Annotated in this window: 24 protein-coding genes; 21 read left to right on the top strand and 3 right to left on the bottom strand. The window is 50.7% G+C overall.

Annotated elements, in window-relative coordinates; translation table 11 throughout:
• Positions 1–98 precede the first annotated feature (98 nt).
• Positions 99–545, top strand: coding sequence for a hypothetical protein (locus tag Q8W24_RS09495; protein ID WP_305475136.1), 447 nt, complete (start codon positions 99–101; stop codon positions 543–545).
• Positions 546–565: 20 nt separating this feature from the next.
• Complete coding sequence (locus Q8W24_RS09500; protein WP_305475138.1) at positions 566–997, top strand: Mor transcription activator family protein; 432 nt, start codon at positions 566–568, stop codon at positions 995–997.
• A gap of 101 nt (positions 998–1098) precedes the next feature.
• Here Q8W24_RS09500 and Q8W24_RS09505 read toward each other — a convergent pair whose 3' ends face one another.
• The 3 genes from Q8W24_RS09505 to Q8W24_RS09515 form a co-directional block, all read right to left on the bottom strand.
• A complete protein-coding gene (locus Q8W24_RS09505) occupies positions 1099–1590 on the bottom strand; it encodes a hypothetical protein (protein WP_305475141.1) in 492 nt (163 codons plus the stop codon).
• Positions 1591–1973: 383 nt separating this feature from the next.
• The gene (locus tag Q8W24_RS09510; RefSeq protein ID WP_305475143.1) at positions 1974–2381 is read right to left on the bottom strand and encodes a hypothetical protein; all 408 of its coding nucleotides are present in this window, start codon (positions 2379–2381) and stop codon (positions 1974–1976) included.
• 144 nt (positions 2382–2525) lie between these two features.
• Positions 2526–2879, bottom strand: coding sequence for a hypothetical protein (locus tag Q8W24_RS09515; protein ID WP_305475145.1), 354 nt, complete (start codon positions 2877–2879; stop codon positions 2526–2528).
• Positions 2880–3059: 180 nt separating this feature from the next.
• Here Q8W24_RS09515 and Q8W24_RS09520 point away from each other — a divergent pair, with 180 nt between their 5' ends.
• The 19 genes from Q8W24_RS09520 (at position 3060) to Q8W24_RS09610 (ending at position 15851) form a co-directional block, all read left to right on the top strand.
• Positions 3060–3548, top strand: coding sequence for an N-acetylmuramoyl-L-alanine amidase (locus Q8W24_RS09520; protein WP_305475146.1), 489 nt, complete (start codon positions 3060–3062; stop codon positions 3546–3548).
• Positions 3545–3871: a hypothetical protein gene (locus tag Q8W24_RS09525; protein WP_305475147.1), complete on the top strand. Its 327-nt coding sequence runs from the start codon at positions 3545–3547 to the stop codon at positions 3869–3871. The genes Q8W24_RS09520 and Q8W24_RS09525 overlap by 4 nt, the downstream gene beginning before the upstream one ends.
• Positions 3871–4101 carry a TraR/DksA C4-type zinc finger protein gene (locus tag Q8W24_RS09530; RefSeq protein WP_305475148.1) on the top strand — a complete coding sequence of 77 codons (231 nt, stop codon included), beginning with the start codon at positions 3871–3873 and terminating at the stop codon, positions 4099–4101. Before Q8W24_RS09525 ends, Q8W24_RS09530 begins: the two co-directional genes overlap by 1 nt.
• Positions 4101–4451, top strand: a complete 351-nt coding sequence (locus tag Q8W24_RS09535) for a DUF2730 family protein (protein WP_305475149.1) — start codon at positions 4101–4103, stop codon at positions 4449–4451. The genes Q8W24_RS09530 and Q8W24_RS09535 overlap by 1 nt, the downstream gene beginning before the upstream one ends.
• Entirely contained in the window at positions 4451–4744 is a 294-nt protein-coding gene (locus Q8W24_RS09540; protein ID WP_305475150.1) for an ArsR family transcriptional regulator, read from the top strand. Before Q8W24_RS09535 ends, Q8W24_RS09540 begins: the two co-directional genes overlap by 1 nt.
• Position 4745: 1 nt before the next feature.
• Entirely contained in the window at positions 4746–5330 is a 585-nt protein-coding gene (locus Q8W24_RS09545) for a DUF3486 family protein (protein WP_305475152.1), read from the top strand.
• Positions 5330–6880 carry a hypothetical protein gene (locus tag Q8W24_RS09550; RefSeq protein WP_305475153.1) on the top strand — a complete coding sequence of 517 codons (1551 nt, stop codon included), beginning with the start codon at positions 5330–5332 and terminating at the stop codon, positions 6878–6880. Before Q8W24_RS09545 ends, Q8W24_RS09550 begins: the two co-directional genes overlap by 1 nt.
• The gene (locus tag Q8W24_RS09555) at positions 6880–8460 is read left to right on the top strand and encodes a DUF935 domain-containing protein (RefSeq protein ID WP_305475154.1); all 1581 of its coding nucleotides are present in this window, start codon (positions 6880–6882) and stop codon (positions 8458–8460) included. Before Q8W24_RS09550 ends, Q8W24_RS09555 begins: the two co-directional genes overlap by 1 nt.
• Complete coding sequence (locus tag Q8W24_RS09560; protein ID WP_305475155.1) at positions 8447–9328, top strand: phage minor head protein; 882 nt, start codon at positions 8447–8449, stop codon at positions 9326–9328. The genes Q8W24_RS09555 and Q8W24_RS09560 overlap by 14 nt, the downstream gene beginning before the upstream one ends.
• Positions 9329–9366: 38 nt before the next feature.
• Positions 9367–9825, top strand: a complete 459-nt coding sequence (locus Q8W24_RS09565; RefSeq protein WP_305475156.1) for a phage virion morphogenesis protein — start codon at positions 9367–9369, stop codon at positions 9823–9825.
• Positions 9826–9950: 125 nt separating this feature from the next.
• Positions 9951–10832 (top strand): hypothetical protein, encoded by an 882-nt coding sequence (locus Q8W24_RS09570; RefSeq protein WP_305475157.1) that lies wholly within the window; start codon positions 9951–9953, stop codon positions 10830–10832.
• Positions 10833–11085: 253 nt separating this feature from the next.
• Positions 11086–11445 carry a hypothetical protein gene (locus Q8W24_RS09575; protein WP_305475158.1) on the top strand — a complete coding sequence of 120 codons (360 nt, stop codon included), beginning with the start codon at positions 11086–11088 and terminating at the stop codon, positions 11443–11445.
• Between the two features lie 46 nt (positions 11446–11491).
• Entirely contained in the window at positions 11492–12709 is a 1218-nt protein-coding gene (locus Q8W24_RS09580; RefSeq protein WP_305475160.1) for a phage protease, read from the top strand.
• A complete protein-coding gene (locus Q8W24_RS09585; RefSeq protein ID WP_305475162.1) occupies positions 12709–13629 on the top strand; it encodes a Mu-like prophage major head subunit gpT family protein in 921 nt (306 codons plus the stop codon). The genes Q8W24_RS09580 and Q8W24_RS09585 overlap by 1 nt, the downstream gene beginning before the upstream one ends.
• A gap of 78 nt (positions 13630–13707) precedes the next feature.
• Complete coding sequence (locus tag Q8W24_RS09590; RefSeq protein WP_305475163.1) at positions 13708–13974, top strand: hypothetical protein; 267 nt, start codon at positions 13708–13710, stop codon at positions 13972–13974.
• Positions 13974–14396, top strand: coding sequence for a gp436 family protein (locus Q8W24_RS09595; protein ID WP_305475164.1), 423 nt, complete (start codon positions 13974–13976; stop codon positions 14394–14396). The genes Q8W24_RS09590 and Q8W24_RS09595 overlap by 1 nt, the downstream gene beginning before the upstream one ends.
• Positions 14389–14820, top strand: a complete 432-nt coding sequence (locus Q8W24_RS09600) for a hypothetical protein (protein ID WP_305475165.1) — start codon at positions 14389–14391, stop codon at positions 14818–14820. The genes Q8W24_RS09595 and Q8W24_RS09600 overlap by 8 nt, the downstream gene beginning before the upstream one ends.
• Positions 14821–14847: 27 nt before the next feature.
• Positions 14848–15075, top strand: coding sequence for a hypothetical protein (locus Q8W24_RS09605; RefSeq protein ID WP_305475167.1), 228 nt, complete (start codon positions 14848–14850; stop codon positions 15073–15075).
• Positions 15075–15851, top strand: a complete 777-nt coding sequence (locus tag Q8W24_RS09610) for a hypothetical protein (RefSeq protein ID WP_305475169.1) — start codon at positions 15075–15077, stop codon at positions 15849–15851. Before Q8W24_RS09605 ends, Q8W24_RS09610 begins: the two co-directional genes overlap by 1 nt.
• The last annotated feature ends 114 nt before the right edge of the window (positions 15852–15965 follow it).

The following is a 15965-nucleotide window of genomic DNA, read 5'->3' on the forward strand; positions in this document are numbered from 1 at the left end:
TTTGAAAAACTGGCTATCAAAAACTCGGAGCACTACGCCACGAGCCGCATGGAGCTGCGACCCATGTCTGTTATCGTGGGCGATACAGAGGGCAACGTATGCAAGTAGGCCGCTGCCCAAACTGCCATCACCGCCTCAGCCTGGAACAAATTTGCCAAGATGAGGCCGGGCATGAACTGACCAAATTACTATTTCAATACGATGCTCCTACCCGCACAGCATTGACGGCATACCTCGGTTTATTTCGCAGTACCAGCCGCGACCTCTCAAACGACCGAGCATTAAAGCTCTTGAATGAAGTATTAGTTTTGGAAGCACCACAATGGCTACTGCCAGCACTACAAGACACCGTAGAAAGTATTCGCACAAAACGCGAAACCGGCCAGGTAAAACCGCTAAGCAATCACAACTACCTGAAGCGAGTGCTGGAAAGTACCGTTGCCAATGGTGTGGGGAAAATTGAACAGCGCGCAATGCGAACAGCGGACTCAAACTACCTATCCAGCGCCGCATCCTTCGATCGACTCAACGACACAACCTGGTAAAAGAAAAACAGGAGCACACTATGAAAAACGACGACAACCACGACCTGTTTGAAAACGACCATGACATGCTAGAACAAGCATTACAACGCTTGGATAACTTGCCCCAAGGTGACGATGCCGCCAAACATGCTTGGCCCAAATTACTGATAGAACTAGTCGACGTTATGGCCAGCGAACTGAAACGCATGGGAGAAACAGACGGGCAAGCACTAAAAAAAGCCCGCCGTCTGGTGGCTCATCAGGCCAACTACTTTGGCGGTCGCATGGTCTACCTCCCCAACGCTGAGCGGCTCAAATTGGCCCTGCGTGATATGGATATTTACAGCCAGTACAAAGGAGGAAACAGCCGAGAGTTATCGGAAAAATTTGGATTAACCCAGCAGCAAGTATGTTCAATTGTCAGCAAGCAACACGGGTTGCACCGGAAGCGGGTACAGCCGGGATTGTTTTGACATTAAGTAAAACAAGTATCGCCACCATCTAACGTTATCCGAGTGATGTGCGGTCAACTATGGCGGTGGTTCCATCATTTTATTGCCATCCTTTGGCTGGATTATTCTGACAACTCAGACAGTTCGAATCTCTGCCTGTTTAATTCATCTTGCACTGACTCAATCCTGAGTTTGTATTGCTCTGTTACTGACTGCATTTCAGTCGCCAGACTTTGCCTATAAGTTGCACCTGCAAGATTGTTGTTGGCATAATTTTGTTTCTTCTTCAGCTTGGCTAGTTCACTGTCCATCTGCCCCTGAAGACCCTCCAGCTCACGCTCACTTTTCTTGATGGATCGTTCGAGTTCATAGCGACGGTTACTGATGCGCATGGATTGATAGCTTGGATTATCTGTCGATAGACGAGCATTAGCTGTTGAAGCAACGCCATCACTAACTTTGTATGTTTTTACTTCAGACTTTTGGTTAGCAGCGCATGGCTCACTGCTGAACGTCTTATGACCCCGAGCATCGGTACAAACATGGTAAGACCCTGAACCAGCAAAGGCTTGACTGGACAGCATAATAACAAGCAAGAAGATAAGGAATTTCATATCGTCATCCATGATCAATAGAGGAATAACAGCTTAAGCCAGGAAGTGTAAAGAAGGAAGGTTTGACAACAGAAAAGAAGAAAATCAAGCTTGACAAGATCAACAAAAAATGATATAAGATGATACTCCTTTTTGGAGTGAGACACGCATCGCTTGCAGAGAGACACTCCAAAAAGGAGTATCGGACGACGACGACCATAAAGCTTCTCCTTTGTCAAGTGAATATTCTGATCTCAAAGATACAGATATGTTATTTATAAAATCATTATTAGGGATTGTTTTTTTCATATCCTCAAACCTCTTATGGATGTTAATACAAGAAAATATTATACCATATTTTTTTGATTGGTTAAGTATTTTTCAATAATATAGCGGGGGATTTTTTAGTTTAGCGTCCAGTTTTTTATTTCTAGGATTTGATTTTCACACCCCCCATTATCCATTAAAAAATCATAAACACTATCACCTTGCGGCTTCAAAAAACTATATTCTTCATTTTCAGACTGTGATTTTTGAGGCTCGTGAATAATACCGTCGATTATTTTCTCAAGATACTCCAATACATCTTTATAAATTTCGACTCTCTGCGCCCACTCTAAACAAGAGATCCCTTTTACTATATCATGTCTATCCAAAATATCATTCAACCTATCCAAATAGAAACAAACATCACGAATCATATGTAACGACATTGAAATAAAATTACATATATCCGCCCATTGCTCATACGTAACAAAAAATCTACTATGAGCAGGAAAACAACTTGGTATTTCAATTATTTCTTTATACATAAATTTTGAATTATCCAAAATTATATTATTAAAACTATTTGATCGATTTTCAAAAAAGTAGAACTTGTAGCTGCTAAAATTAGCCCAGTCCTTTCCTTTTGAGTCAAGAATTTCATATATGTTTTTTAACGATATCAAGTCCTTCTATAATTCAAGGTTCTTACGCTCAGTCTCCGCCATACCCTGCTGCACACGTTTTGTCTCAGCTAATTCTTCTCGAGTCATCGCTAATTCATCTGAACTAATTTTTAAAGCTTCACTATTTTGCTTAAGTGTTTCGATTAAAAGAATGAGGCCGGCTACACCAACAATAGGATTAAGAATCCCACCAAAAAAATCACCCAGCGCGCCCCAATCACCTGAATCCAATGATGGGAGATATTGCCCTCCTCTCATAACGAAATTGATAGAATAAGACCCTACAAGAAAAAAGGCAATAACAATTATTGCCAAAAGCATATAATTCTGATGAGAAAACCATTTTCTATTTTTTAACATACAATATCTAACGCCTCTAAAATAATTATATCCGAATAAATATAAAAATTAATTTTATTTCAAGCACTGCCCATTCTACTTTGTTTAATTCTATTTAATCCCACACAGTAACCTCTGTGTTTAACCTATCGCCTATTGCTGTTCCATATTTTACAGACAGACCAAAACTAGGAGCGTGTAATGGGGATTCGTCGAAAACTCTCACACATAAACACCATAATCATTCACTGCGCGGACGTTCCCAACGGCCGCGCCAACACTATTGAAGATGTGGACGCATGGCATCGCCAGCGCGGATTCTCCCGTGATATCAGTATTGCCCCAAAGCATCAACCCCAACTGACCGCAGTCGGTTACCACTTTGTCATCGAAGTGGATGGCTGCATCCGACCAGGCCGACCACTGCACGAGACCGGTGCACATGTTTCCGGCCACAACCTCAATAGTATTGGTATTTGTCTGATTGGCCGTGATCAGTTTACCCAAGAGCAATGGAGTGCACTACGCGCCCTGGTACTAATGCTGCTCCACCCCGGCAACGGCCTGATGATCACGCAAGTGAACGGCCATTACGAATATTCCAGTAAAACCTGCCCAGGCTTCGATGTCATTGAATGGGCCAGCAACAATTATCAACCCATTATGGGAAATATTCTGGAGGTCCAATGAACTGGTTATTCACAATTGCCAAACCACTGCTATCGGCCGTGACGAAAGACCTGATCATTGATACCGCACAAGCCGTACTGGGCCGTGTCCAGTGGGCTGTGGTGCTTGAGCGCTTACTGACTCGACTGACCATCAATGGCCTGCGCTGGATTCAGCGGCTCAGCACCAACGATATCGTGGATGAAACCGTCGACTTGATCGCATCCATGCTCGAACAGCAACGCCTGGCAAAAGCCAAGGAATACCAACTCACTCTCGACAAACGCCCCACTAGCCTGACGAAGAGCAACAAGAGCCTGACGAAGAGCAACAAGGACTTGTGATGACAGACCCACTCGATGCCGCCAAAGAGATTGAAGTATTACAGCGCGAACAGGCGCTTGCCAATCATCTTTCACGGCAGGTGCCAGAACCCGAACAATGGATTCAGGATGGTATTGTCATGTGCATCGACTGCGCCTGTGAAATCTCTCCAAAGCGCTTGGCCGCCAAACCCCATGCAGCCCGATGTATTGACTGCCAAGCCCTTCATGAACTTCAGGATCACTGCTGATGGAAACACTCGACTACAAGGCACTGGGTTTCTGGTTACAAGCCATACAGGCATTGATCACCGGTGCGGTGTTTTTGTACGTCTGGTTAACCAACCGCCAGAAAGCCAACACCTCTGCGATCAAAGAACTGCGTGAAGAATTGACCCGTTCCATTAACGACATGGATGACCGTGTGATCCGTGTAGAAAAAGACATCGAGCACCTGCCAACACACAGTGACATGGCAGGCCTGCATGCACGTGTGAACGATGCGAACGACTCAATCAAGTCCATGAGTGGCGAGTTAAAGCAAATGAATCACACCCTACAATTGATCAACGACCACCTTCTTAACAACCGGGGGCACTGATGGCCTATCAGGATCTGCTGAACCAAGATCAACGCTTGGTTATTCTGCGCAGTCTGACTGACGTGAACGGCACTGCGAATGACTCTATCATCAATAAAATGCTGGATGCCTATGGCCATCGGCTCAGCCGTGACCAGGTGAAAACCCACCTTTATTGGCTCAGTGAACAGGGTTTGATCGACATTGAATCAGTGCTGTCAACCGACGTAGCCACAATCACCAGCCGTGGTGTCGACGTTGCCCAGGGCCGCGCGCGGGTGCCCGGTATTGGTCAGCCACGGCCTGGAGTATGAAATGGCAAAAGAACGGTTAACCCGTGGCCGCCCCAGCAAAATTGAACAATTGCCGGAGCAAGTAAAATGTTTTCTGGATGCCGCTTTACGTGACAATGGTACTAGCCAAGCTGAGATATTAGCCGAGGTTAATAAACAGCTAGACACCCTCGGCGAAGACGCCATCAGCCGCAGCGGCCTCAATCGTTACGCCACCCAAATGGAACGCATCGGCAAAAAAATGCGCGAAACAAATGCCGTCGCCGATGCTTGGGTATCCCGTTTGGGCAACAAACCCACAGGGCAAGTGGGCAACCTACTGATTCAGATGACCCGCTCAATGGCGTTTGACCTAGCCCTATCCGCACAAGAACAGGAAAACGAAGATGGTGAACAAGAGCCACCATCTCTAGGAATGCTGAAAGATCTTGCCCTCACCATCCAACGGCTGGAAAAAGCCAGCATGGACAGCCTCAAGCGAGAGAAAGAGATCCGCAAAGCCTTCGCGGAAGAAGCCGCCAAAGCGGCAGAAAAAGTCGCCACCGCCGCTGGTCTGACCCGTGAGGCAGTGACGATCATCAAAAACGATATTCTGGGGATTGCGTGATGAACGCCCACGCCTTTATCCCCTACGATGATAACGAGCTGCTACTGGGCTATCAGAAGCGCTGGATCGGCGACGAATCGCCGCTAAAAATTGCTGAAAAATCCCGCCGAACCGGTATCACCTGGGCCGAAGCTGCAGATGCCACGTTAACTGCCAGTGCTGCCAAGTCCGCCGGAGGCACCAACCATTTTTACGTTGGTTCTAACAAAGAAATGGCCCGCGAGTTTATCGACGCCGTGGCCATGTGGGCCACGGCTTTTAACAAAGCCGCTGGAGAAATTCAGGAAGAACTGTTCATTGACGATGGCCAGGAAGGCAAAGAGATTCTGACATTCGTGGTGTACTTTGCCAGCGGCTTTAAAGTACAGGCGCTGTCCAGCAACCCATCCAACCTGCGGGGTATGCAAGGCAACGTCACGATTGACGAGGCCGCTTTCCACGACCGTTTGGCAGAGGTACTTAAAGCCGCGCTGGCACTCACTATGTGGGGTGCCAAGGTCCGGCTGATCAGCACTCATAACGGCGTTGAAAACCTCTTTAACGAGCTGATCAACGATAGCCGTGCAGGCAAAAAACGCTACAGCGTCCACCGCATTACCTTGGACGACGCCTGCCATGAAGGGCTGTACCAGCGTATTTGCCAGCGCTTGGGCAAGACATGGAATCAAGCCGAAGAAGATCGGTGGAAAGCTGACCTGCTGCGAGATACCGCCAGCGAAGAAGACGCCCTGGAAGAATACTTCTGCGTACCCAAGCAGTCCGGTGGCACCTATATCAAGCGGGTATATGTCCAACAAGCCATGCAGCCTAATATTCCCATTTTACGAGTTCAATCCCCAGCAGGTTTTGAAACCTGGAGCGATGGTCGTCGTTCAGACTGGATCAATGACTGGTGCCAGGATGAGCTAACATTCTTACTGTCAGAACTGCCCGACACCAACCACTGTTTTGGCGAAGACTTTGCTCGCAAAGGTGACCTCTCGGTATTTGCGCCATTAACCATCAATACCGATTTGACCAAGCGAATACCATGGCTGATTGAGTTATGGAACCTGACCTACGAGGCCCAACGCCAGATTCTGTTCTTTTTACTGGACGGCTTACCACGCTTTCAAGCCGGAGCCTTCGACGCTACAGGCAATGGCGGCTATTTAGCAGAAGCCGCCGCGCTGCGTTATGGTCAGGATTCCATTGACCAAGTAATGCTGAGCGATCCTTGGTACCGAGAATGGATGCCCAAATTAAAAGCTGAATTTGAAGACGGCAACCTGATCATCCCCCAGCACCAGGACATGCTAGACGACCTCAACAAAATCAAGGTAGTCAACGGCATCCCAAAAATAGATAAAGGTCGCGATCAGAAAGGTGGAGGCAAAACCCGTCATGGCGATGCCGCCGTTGCGTTAGTCATGGCCGTCCGCGCCAGCTGGATGGAAGGCGCTGCTATCGACTTCACCCCAATGCCATCAAAACAAGACCGCTGGTCGCCCTCTGTGGAAAACGTAGAAGACCAGCCAGACAACCCACTCACGATAAAAGGAGCCTGGTAATGCTAAAAGACCTGTTTGGCCGGGCCGTTAAAACCCTCGGTTTTGCCACACCACAGACTGGTGACGCCAGCGTTGGCCATCTCAAACGCGAATGGGACGAACACCCATCCAATGGTCTTACCCCCACACGGCTGGCCGCCTTGATGCGCGAAGCCGAACAAGGCAATTTAATGGCTCAATGTGCACTAGCCGAAGACATTGAAGAAAAAGACGCCCACGTATTCAGCGAACTGCAAAAGCGCCGCCGCGCTACCTTGAGTATTGAATTTCAAGTGGTACCACCAAACAACGCCAATGCCACTGAAAAAGCCGATGCCGCCCAAATTCAACAATGGCTAGAAAGCTTCACCTGGTTAGACGACATGCGTTTTGACCTGACCGACGCCATCCTGAAAGTATTCAGCTGCTGCGAACTGGATTGGCAGCGCAACGGTAACCTGTGGCTACCCGACGGTTACATTCACCAACCAGCAACTTGGTTTCAAGCCCACCCCGACAACCACAACCAACTGCGCCTACGAGATACCACCTCGGGAGGGCAAGCACTACAACCCTTTGGTTGGGTAAGCCATATAGCCAAATCCAAAAGCGGCTACTTGGCTCGTGCCGGTCTGGTACGGATATTGGCCTGGCCCTATCTGTTCAAAAACTACAGCGTCCGGGATCTTGCCGAATTTCTGGAAATCTATGGACTACCGTTACGGCTGGGCAAATACCCCAACGGCGCTAGCAAGCAAGAAAAAGCCAAACTGCTACAAGCCGTAATGAGCATCGGTCACAACGCCGGAGGCATTGTTCCACGAGGTATGGACATAGAGTTTCAAGAAGCCGCCAAATGCAGCAGCGACCCATATCAAGCCATGATCGCTTGGGCTGAGCGCAGCCAGTCTAAAGCCATATTGGGGGGCACATTGACCAGTGGTACCGGCGACGGCACTAACACCAATGCCCTCGGCAAAATTCACAACGAAGTGCGGGAAGAACTGCGCGACGCCGACTTGAAACAGCTAGCCGCTACACTCACCCGTGACCTAGTGTTCCCCTTATATGCCTTAAACTGCAAAAGTTATCGTGACCCCAAGCGCCACCCTCGGTTGGAATTCGACGTCACCGAAGGAGAAGATCTCACTCTGTACGCCGAGGCTTTGCCTAAACTGGTCGGTATGGGCATGACCATTCCCACCGCTTGGGCTCACGACAAACTACAAATTCCAGAGCCTGAGGAAAATGAACCTGTTTTGTCCGCCACCGAAGTCAGCGGCAATACCCAGGCCGCTTTAACTTTGCAACCAGCGATACGGCCACCACAAGGAGCCGGACTGGCAGTATTGCGCCAGCAGGCTGAGCCGGAAGAACAAGCATTGGACAATCTGTTAGCCAGCCTGGCCAGCGACCAGCTTAACCAACAAATGAAAGCGCTTTTATCGCCTCTGCTGGAAACCCTAGCTACCGATCCCGCCGGGGCCGAAGCCAAACTGGCCGAGTTATACCCAGATATGGACGACCTCCAAATAGAAGAAACTCTGGCGCGCATAATGTTTGTGGGGGATATATGGGGCCGTTTGCATGCCAACCAGTAATATGGCCACCATTGATCTGGGGTATGCCATCAGCCTTCCACCAGCCGATGCCATCGCCTACTTTGAATCCAAAGGCTACGCCATCGGCTGGAACTGGCAAGACGTCTGGCAAGAAAAGCACGCTCAGGCATTTACCACCGCTAAAGTGGCCCGCCTGGATATTTTACAAACCCTGCGCGATGGCATTTTAAAGGTATTAAAAGAAGGATTAACCGAGCAGAGCTTTGTCCGAGCAGTCACCCCTGAACTGAAAAAAGCCGGATGGTGGGGCGTCAAATACGTTACTGATAACCAGGGCAACACCGAAGTCGTTCAAGAAGGCAGCCCCCACCGGCTGAAAACCATTTATCGCACCAATTTGCAAACCAGTTACCAGGCAGGACGTTACCAACAACAGCTGGACAACGCCAAAGACCGTCCCTACTGGCAATACATAGCCATACGCGACAGCCGTACCCGCCCAGGCCATCGTAAATTTCACGGCAAGGTATTCCGCTGCGACGACCCTATCTGGCAATGGCTATATCCGCCAAACGACTGGGGCTGCCGCTGCCGGGTACGGGCCTTAACCGCCAAACAGGTCGAACAAATGGGCCTGACGGTAGACAGCAGCGAAGGCCATTTGATTACCGAACATATTGATGTCGGCACCAACCCGCGCACCGGCGAGGTTTTCGAGCAACAGCGCACCCGCTACGACGACGGTAAAACCAAGCTGACGCCGGGCGCTGGCTGGTCGTATAACGTAGGGCAAGCCGCCAACCAGTGGCAAGAACAACTGCTACGCCAGGCACAACAAAAGCTGGACGCCCTGCCGCTAACCTTTAGTGTACAGCTGCGGCGGTTGTTCGCTAATTCCCTGGGCTGATTGAAAGTGTTGTTCCTCAAACTGATTAGAGCCAGCCAATGATCACCATCTCAGTCACCAACAACAGCACCCAAGTGCTGGATGTAATAAACCAACTACAGCAGCGCGTGCAGGATACCGCCCCGGTCATGCGAAAAATTGCAGGCATTATGGCAGACCAGGTAGAACAGGCATTTGCCGATGAAGCCGACCCTGCCACCGGAAAAAAATGGCGAACCTTCAGCCCCAGCTATTTACAACGTAACCCCAAACGCAGCGGCGGCCAGTTATTACAAGACAGCGGCCAACTGGCCAGCTCCATCCAAAACGAATACGGGCCAGACTACGCCGCCGTCGGCACCAACAAGATCTACGCCGCCATCCACCAGTTTGGTGGACTGCCCGGAATGAAACCCGGCCCGGCAGCTATACCGGCACGGCCATACCTTGGCCTGAGCCCGGAAGGCGAACAGGAGATTATCGAGATAGTGCTGGGGTATCTGGGAGGCGGACTGTAAGGGGCGACAAGGCGCGCAAGCGGCGGAGGGCGGCAACGGGGCGGATAGTTACAGAAAAAGGATTGTGTGAGGATTTAAAGGGGGGTTAAATGGCGTGATTATTATCAACAATAAGGAAGTTGAAAATGTCGACCTCCCAATCTGTCGCAGATGCCCCGCCTAAAACTAGTTTCAAGGTCGTATTCGACGGCGCTGAATATGAAAATCATGAAATTCAAATCTTTACCTTTGCCAGAGCTCTGAGCGCGCTTGGAGAGGTATTGTACGAGGCCAATGAAGAGGTTAACGGTAGCAGGGACTCCATTGATGTGAAGGTTAACGCGAAATTCATAGAAGGCTCTTTTGGCTTTGAAGTGGATGTCTTTCAATTGGTCTCGGATGCCAAGAACATCGTTGAAATGATTGGATTCCTGAAAGGAGGCGCAGCAGCTGGCAGCCTTGGTGGCTTGCTTGGATTGCTGGATTGGCTAAAAGGAGAGAAAGTCGAATCAGTATCGGACACAGATGATGGAACCGAAATCAAGACGTCATCAGGCCGTACCAGATCATTTCCTAAACGGCTTACAAAACTGGCAATTAACAAAAAAATCCGAGGTGGTCTAGAAGGGCTCATTCGTGCCCCGCTGCAATCCAAAGGAACTACAGTCGTCAAATTTCAGTCTACAGTTGATAGCGCTGACGAAACGGAGATTTCTAAAGAAAAGTCTCTGTCCTACGTGTCAATCAAACGAAACGAGCTTGCAGAAGAGGACTATTCTGCGGTTGAATCGCGCGTCAAATTCACCGCTACCAACGTCAAAAAGAAAACTGGATGGAAGATTGACCACAAAGATGGTGATCTAACGGTGAAAATGGAAGATGATCTGTTCATTGAGCGGCTAAAGAGCTCAGAAGAGACTCAACTATATGGAAAAGAGTTTCTCGTTCTTCTTGGCACAAGAGTCAAAACTCAGGCTGGCACCAAGACTACTACTTACGAAATCGAGCGGGTCTATTACGAGGTCTGATCAGCATGAACGGGGGAGTTAAGAATGATCGATTTAATTTACATACTCTCTTGGCTGATTGTCCTGACAGTCTCATTCGTTACGTGCTACAAGCTGGTTAAGTGTTCACTGACTTACTTCTTTGGCACGTGGTATGAATTCAAGATTAAGGATTCTCAGGGAAGATGGGTCAAAGTTCGAAAACGTCTCAAAACTGATGCAGAGTTGGATGCTTGGATTCTGGAAAATTATGGAACACGCAAGGAGATAAACCTTGAGTGATAACTCTAGCATTGCAGTTCCTAAAGATTCAGCCGGATGGAAAGTCACGCTGGCAACAGCAATCTCTGCTGTAGGTTCGTACGTTCTCGTTGGATTGGATGACTCCATAGATTGGCAAAAAGTTGTACCTGTCGTTTCTCCTGTTATCGGAGTTCTACTAGCTGAGGCTTTAGTTCGCTTTCATACCTCGCATTTCGCAACCAATCCAGAAAGTGAAAATTTGCGAAGACGTATTAGAAAACGAATGAAAAACATAGCTAAGCAACTTGCTGATAAGAACATTGATGATCAGACCAAACAAAAATTAAAGGAAAAGTACAACGCGGATGCCTTGGCACTCGCTGACCTTTAAAACGCTTTAATCCCAACCCTCTCGCGCGTGGCCTGATCATGGCCACATGCAAACACCAACGAACATCTCACCCCGGATTGCCATTGCGGCCCTGGCCGCAGCAGGCAATCAGCCATCAATCCAATCGCTGGGTCTGGCGGTTTGCAGCGCGCTGATCGATAGCCCGGCATCCGGGGTCAGCCCCGGTTCAGATGGCCTGTACCGCATCCAACTGCTACCCGATGGCTATTTTGGCGCGCCGGATGGTCGCCCAAATGACGTACCTGGTGGCCAATGGTTGCTGGACGACATTGCCTGGGCGTCACTGAAAGCGAACGCCAGCCAGCGCACTAACCAGTACGTGGTGGATTACGAACACCAAACCCTCTATGCCGCCGAATCCGGCCATGCTGCCCCGGCCTCCGGCTGGATCGATCCTTCTTCTATTACCTACGAACCGGGCCGGGGCCTGTTTGCTCTGGCGCGCTGGACGCCCCGCGCCCGCGATTTCATCCAGGGCGAGGAATACAAGTTTATTAGCAGTGTGTTCGCCTACGACAAGATGACCGGTCGCCCGGTCAAGCTGCTGCATGTCGCGCTAACCAACGATCCCGCCCTCGATGGCATGGACGCCATCGCCGCGCTCTCCAACCGATATGGACATGCCGGGCAGGATGCCCACCCCTTTCTCCCTGACACGACCCCCAAAGGTGCCCACATGAACGAAGAACTCCGCGCCCTGCTGAAAACGCTGGGCATTGAGGTTGAACCTGGCGATCTCTCCGATGCCGCGCTGACCGCGCACTGTAAAACCGCCAATACCGCCTTGGCAGCGCTGAGCGCCAAGGCCAACAAGGCGTCTGAGCTGGAAACCGGCCTGGCCGCGCTGAAAGCACAGAAAACCGGAGAAGTGAACCTGTCACAGTACGTCCCGCGCCAAACCTACGATGCCGCTGTCACCGAGCTGGCTGCCCTGCGTGCTGAGAATGGCGTGCTGACGATTGACCAGGTCATTGCTGATGCAGCCAATGACGGCAAGATCATGGCCGCCGAAACCAACTACCTGCAAGCCTTTGGCAAACAACAAGGCGTCACTGCCCTGAAATCCATGCTGGCCCAGCGCCCGGCCATTGCCGCCTTGAAAGTCCAACAAGCTGGTGACAAAACGCCGCCTGAACCCAACACCGGTACGGCAGCCTTGACCGCCGATGAAAAACTGGTCGCCGATCAGCTGGGTATTTCCCACGCCGACTTTCTGAAAGCAAAAGCTGAGGAGAACCACTAATGGCTATGATCACCACCACCCTGCTCAATAGTTTGCGCACGGCATTTCGTTCGGATTTCCAGAACGCCCTGCAAACCGTTGATCCGCAATACACCCAGGTCGCGACCCTGGTGCCCAGTACCACAAAATCCAATACATACGGCTGGCTGGGTGCAATGCCAGGATTCCGCGAATGGGTTGGCGATCGTGTGATGAATTCCATCACAGAACACGGTTACAGCATCACCAACAAGACCTTTGAAAGCTCCATTGCCGTCAACCGCGACGATATCGAAGACGACAACCTGGGCATCTACAAGCCCATGGTGCAGGAGCTGGCCCGCGAAGGGATGGAGTTCCCGGACGAACTGGTATTCGCTCTGCTGACAAATGGCTGGGCCGCCACCTGTTACGACGGTCAGTATTTCTTCGATACCGATCATCCTGTGAATGATTCGCACGATGGCACCGGCACCGATGCCTCGGTCTCCAACGTGCAGGTCAACGGCTCCTATACCGGTGAACCCTGGTATTTGCTGGATACCAGCCGCGCCATCAAACCGTTGATTTGGCAGAACCGCCGCAACCTGAACCTGACCACTCTGTTCAATCCGGACGATCCGGCGGTGTTTACCAGCAACGAGTTCCAGTTCGGTGCCGACCTACGCGGTAACGCCGGTTTCGGATTCTGGCAAATGGCCTACGGCGTTAAAGACGACCTCAACGCCGCCAACCTGTGGGCCGCCTGGTCAGCCATGCGCGGCTTTACCCGTGATGGTGGCAAGAAGCTGAAGATCAAGCCGACCCTGCTGGTCGTGCCCGCCAGCCTGGAAGAAGCCGCCACCAAACTGCTGGAGCGTGACTTGCTGGTTGAAAACGGTGCTGCCGTAAACAACGAACTGAAAGGCAAGGTCAAGCTGCTGGTCGCTGACGCCCTGTAACCATCATGCCGGGCTTGCCCCGGCATCCATCGGAATTCCGCCCGGAATGATCTTCAACCACAATTAAAGAGGCAATACATGACCGATAAAACCCCGGTTAAAAAGCCCGTTCAGGGTAAAACCATCCCGGCTCTGGTAGTCAGTACTGCTCGCGGCATCAGCCGGTTCCGCCGCGCTGGTTTTGGCTTCAACGAAACCGGCACCATCATCCCGCTAGACACACTGAGCGACGATCAGGCCAAGGCCCTTCGCAACGATCCGGCGCTGATCGCCAAAGAGGCGGACATCAGCCCAGAGGATGCCGCCATGCTGCTAGGTGACAAGACACCAAACGGTGACGCCTGATGTACTGCACCCAGCAAGATCTGGTCGCCCGGTTTGGAGAACCGGAACTGACCCAGCTCACCGATTTTACCAACACCGGCAATCCTGACAGCGCCATGGTAACCATTGCTATTGACGATGCCAGCAACGAAATAGACACCTATCTCAGTAGTCGCTACGAGTTGCCATTAGCCGATACCCCTGCTGTTCTAACAGCCGTCTGCGCCGATATGGCTCGCTACTATTTATATGGCTCCGGCGTACCGGAATACGTAGCAGACCGTTACAAGGCACGGGTGGACTATTTGTCTCGGGTTGCCAAAGGTACCGCCTCATTACCATTGCCAGAAACCAGCGAACCTATATCAGACGATCTGGACGGCATTGAACTATCTAACCAAGGTCACGACTGGGTGCGCGGCACAGGAGGCTTTGGTGTTTGACAACATTGAATCCGAACTGAAAACCCGTCTGCAAGCCAAACTACCAGCTGGTACTCACGTTCTCACCACCACCGATCTGGCTGGTGCTACCGAAGCCAGCCAACCTACACCCGCCGTTCACTTGGTCTATCAAAACTACCGCGTCATTGAATCCCGCCCCGATGGCCGTGCTGCCCGTATTCAGCAAACCTGGTTAACCGTAATTGCTGTGCGTAATGTCCGAAATACCCGTTCAGGGGCCGCTGCCCGATCTGAAGCCACCGAGCTGGCTAGCCTGCTAGCACCGGCATTAATGGGCTTTAAACCCACTGGTGCGGCCAAACCACTTACTTTGGTAACCGCACCACAGGCAAGTTACAGCACCGGGCATCAATACCTACCGCTAGCGTTTGCCGTTGAAACCACACTAACCGCCAAGGCCTGATCACACAGGCTCAGGCCCGGAGTGATCATGACCAAAGCAAGCAATCCTCAACCTACCCAGAGCGTCACGCTTACCAAGGCCCATACCCATCAGGGCTGCACCTTCAAACCCGGTGATCAACTCAACGTTAGCCCCATCGCCGCCCTGTGGCTGTCAGACCATCAGGTGATTCAATCACTTTCATCTTTTGCATCCGATAATTCCATCACCACCACCCAAACCACCAGCAATATCACCGAACAGGAGAGCAAGTAATGACTCAACGTGTCGAAGTGTATAAACCGTATTTAGGTTCCGGCCAGGTGTATCTGAAACAGTTTGGTGTCACCGGCGCACCCAGTTACCCCATAGGCAATGTCAGTGAGTTGAAACTGACCATCGATGAAGATGTTCAGGAGCAAAAGGACTACACCCAACCCGGCGGTGGTACGCATGCGGAGGTCCGCCGTATCAATTCCGTTACAACGGCGATGACCTTACATGACCTCAATGCCGACAACTTAGCCTTGGCCACCAAAGGCACCACCACTGCTGTAAATAGCGGCACAGTGACCGATGAACCTCATACCGCCCACAAAGGTGCATTGCTGAGGCTGGCACACCCTGGTGCGGCTAGCGTTGTGGTTACCAGTGACCCATCGGATACAACCTACACTGAAGGGGCCGACTACGAGGTACGTGGCGAAGGTGTATTTATTCTGAGCACTGGGGCCATCGCCACCGCTATTGAAGAATTGAGCACTCCTGACGATGGCCTGCCATTACTGGTGACTTACAGTCATGGCGCTTACAACCAGGTTCAAGCACTGACCAACAGCACTAGCTACTGGGAAATTACTTTTGGAGGCATGAACGAAGCCGATGGTGATAAGCCATGTGTGGTGGATTTGTGGAAAGTAAACCTGGGCGCGACCAAAGAGTTGGGGTTGATTGGAGATTCTTTATCCAGTGTTGCTATGGAAGGCAAGCTGCTGAGTGATGGCAGTAAAGGCGCAGGCGTCAGCAAATTCTATCAAGTACAGCAGGTGTAAGCCGCTGTAACGGGAATGCATCACCAAACTGACCACACCTGCGAGCATTATCATGACGAGTAATTTGGAGGTCGCGTTAGCGCTGAAAATCGCGCAAACCGGCCTTGAAAATAT

The sequence above is a fragment of the Oceanobacter sp. 4_MG-2023 genome (genome assembly GCF_030689165.1).
Classification (GTDB): Bacteria; Pseudomonadota; Gammaproteobacteria; order Pseudomonadales; family Oceanobacteraceae; genus Oceanobacter.

Coding starts and splice junctions, on each gene's coding strand:
- Q8W24_RS09530 (WP_305475148.1), top strand. CDS start 3,871: ATGACAGACCCACTCGATGCCGCCAAAGAGATTGAAGTATTACAGCGC.
- Q8W24_RS09550 (WP_305475153.1), top strand. CDS start 5,330: ATGAACGCCCACGCCTTTATCCCCTACGATGATAACGAGCTGCTACTG.
- Q8W24_RS09495 (WP_305475136.1), top strand. CDS start 99: ATGCAAGTAGGCCGCTGCCCAAACTGCCATCACCGCCTCAGCCTGGAA.
- Q8W24_RS09595 (WP_305475164.1), top strand. CDS start 13,974: ATGTACTGCACCCAGCAAGATCTGGTCGCCCGGTTTGGAGAACCGGAA.
- Q8W24_RS09580 (WP_305475160.1), top strand. CDS start 11,492: ATGCAAACACCAACGAACATCTCACCCCGGATTGCCATTGCGGCCCTG.
- Q8W24_RS09605 (WP_305475167.1), top strand. CDS start 14,848: ATGACCAAAGCAAGCAATCCTCAACCTACCCAGAGCGTCACGCTTACC.
- Q8W24_RS09590 (WP_305475163.1), top strand. CDS start 13,708: ATGACCGATAAAACCCCGGTTAAAAAGCCCGTTCAGGGTAAAACCATC.
- Q8W24_RS09555 (WP_305475154.1), top strand. CDS start 6,880: ATGCTAAAAGACCTGTTTGGCCGGGCCGTTAAAACCCTCGGTTTTGCC.
- Q8W24_RS09545 (WP_305475152.1), top strand. CDS start 4,746: ATGGCAAAAGAACGGTTAACCCGTGGCCGCCCCAGCAAAATTGAACAA.
- Q8W24_RS09535 (WP_305475149.1), top strand. CDS start 4,101: ATGGAAACACTCGACTACAAGGCACTGGGTTTCTGGTTACAAGCCATA.
- Q8W24_RS09565 (WP_305475156.1), top strand. CDS start 9,367: ATGATCACCATCTCAGTCACCAACAACAGCACCCAAGTGCTGGATGTA.
- Q8W24_RS09570 (WP_305475157.1), top strand. CDS start 9,951: ATGTCGACCTCCCAATCTGTCGCAGATGCCCCGCCTAAAACTAGTTTC.
- Q8W24_RS09525 (WP_305475147.1), top strand. CDS start 3,545: ATGAACTGGTTATTCACAATTGCCAAACCACTGCTATCGGCCGTGACG.
- Q8W24_RS09500 (WP_305475138.1), top strand. CDS start 566: ATGAAAAACGACGACAACCACGACCTGTTTGAAAACGACCATGACATG.
- Q8W24_RS09520 (WP_305475146.1), top strand. CDS start 3,060: ATGGGGATTCGTCGAAAACTCTCACACATAAACACCATAATCATTCAC.
- Q8W24_RS09540 (WP_305475150.1), top strand. CDS start 4,451: ATGGCCTATCAGGATCTGCTGAACCAAGATCAACGCTTGGTTATTCTG.
- Q8W24_RS09610 (WP_305475169.1), top strand. CDS start 15,075: ATGACTCAACGTGTCGAAGTGTATAAACCGTATTTAGGTTCCGGCCAG.
- Q8W24_RS09515 (WP_305475145.1), bottom strand. CDS start 2,879: ATGTTAAAAAATAGAAAATGGTTTTCTCATCAGAATTATATGCTTTTG.
- Q8W24_RS09560 (WP_305475155.1), top strand. CDS start 8,447: ATGCCAACCAGTAATATGGCCACCATTGATCTGGGGTATGCCATCAGC.
- Q8W24_RS09505 (WP_305475141.1), bottom strand. CDS start 1,590: ATGAAATTCCTTATCTTCTTGCTTGTTATTATGCTGTCCAGTCAAGCC.
- Q8W24_RS09585 (WP_305475162.1), top strand. CDS start 12,709: ATGGCTATGATCACCACCACCCTGCTCAATAGTTTGCGCACGGCATTT.
- Q8W24_RS09510 (WP_305475143.1), bottom strand. CDS start 2,381: ATGTATAAAGAAATAATTGAAATACCAAGTTGTTTTCCTGCTCATAGT.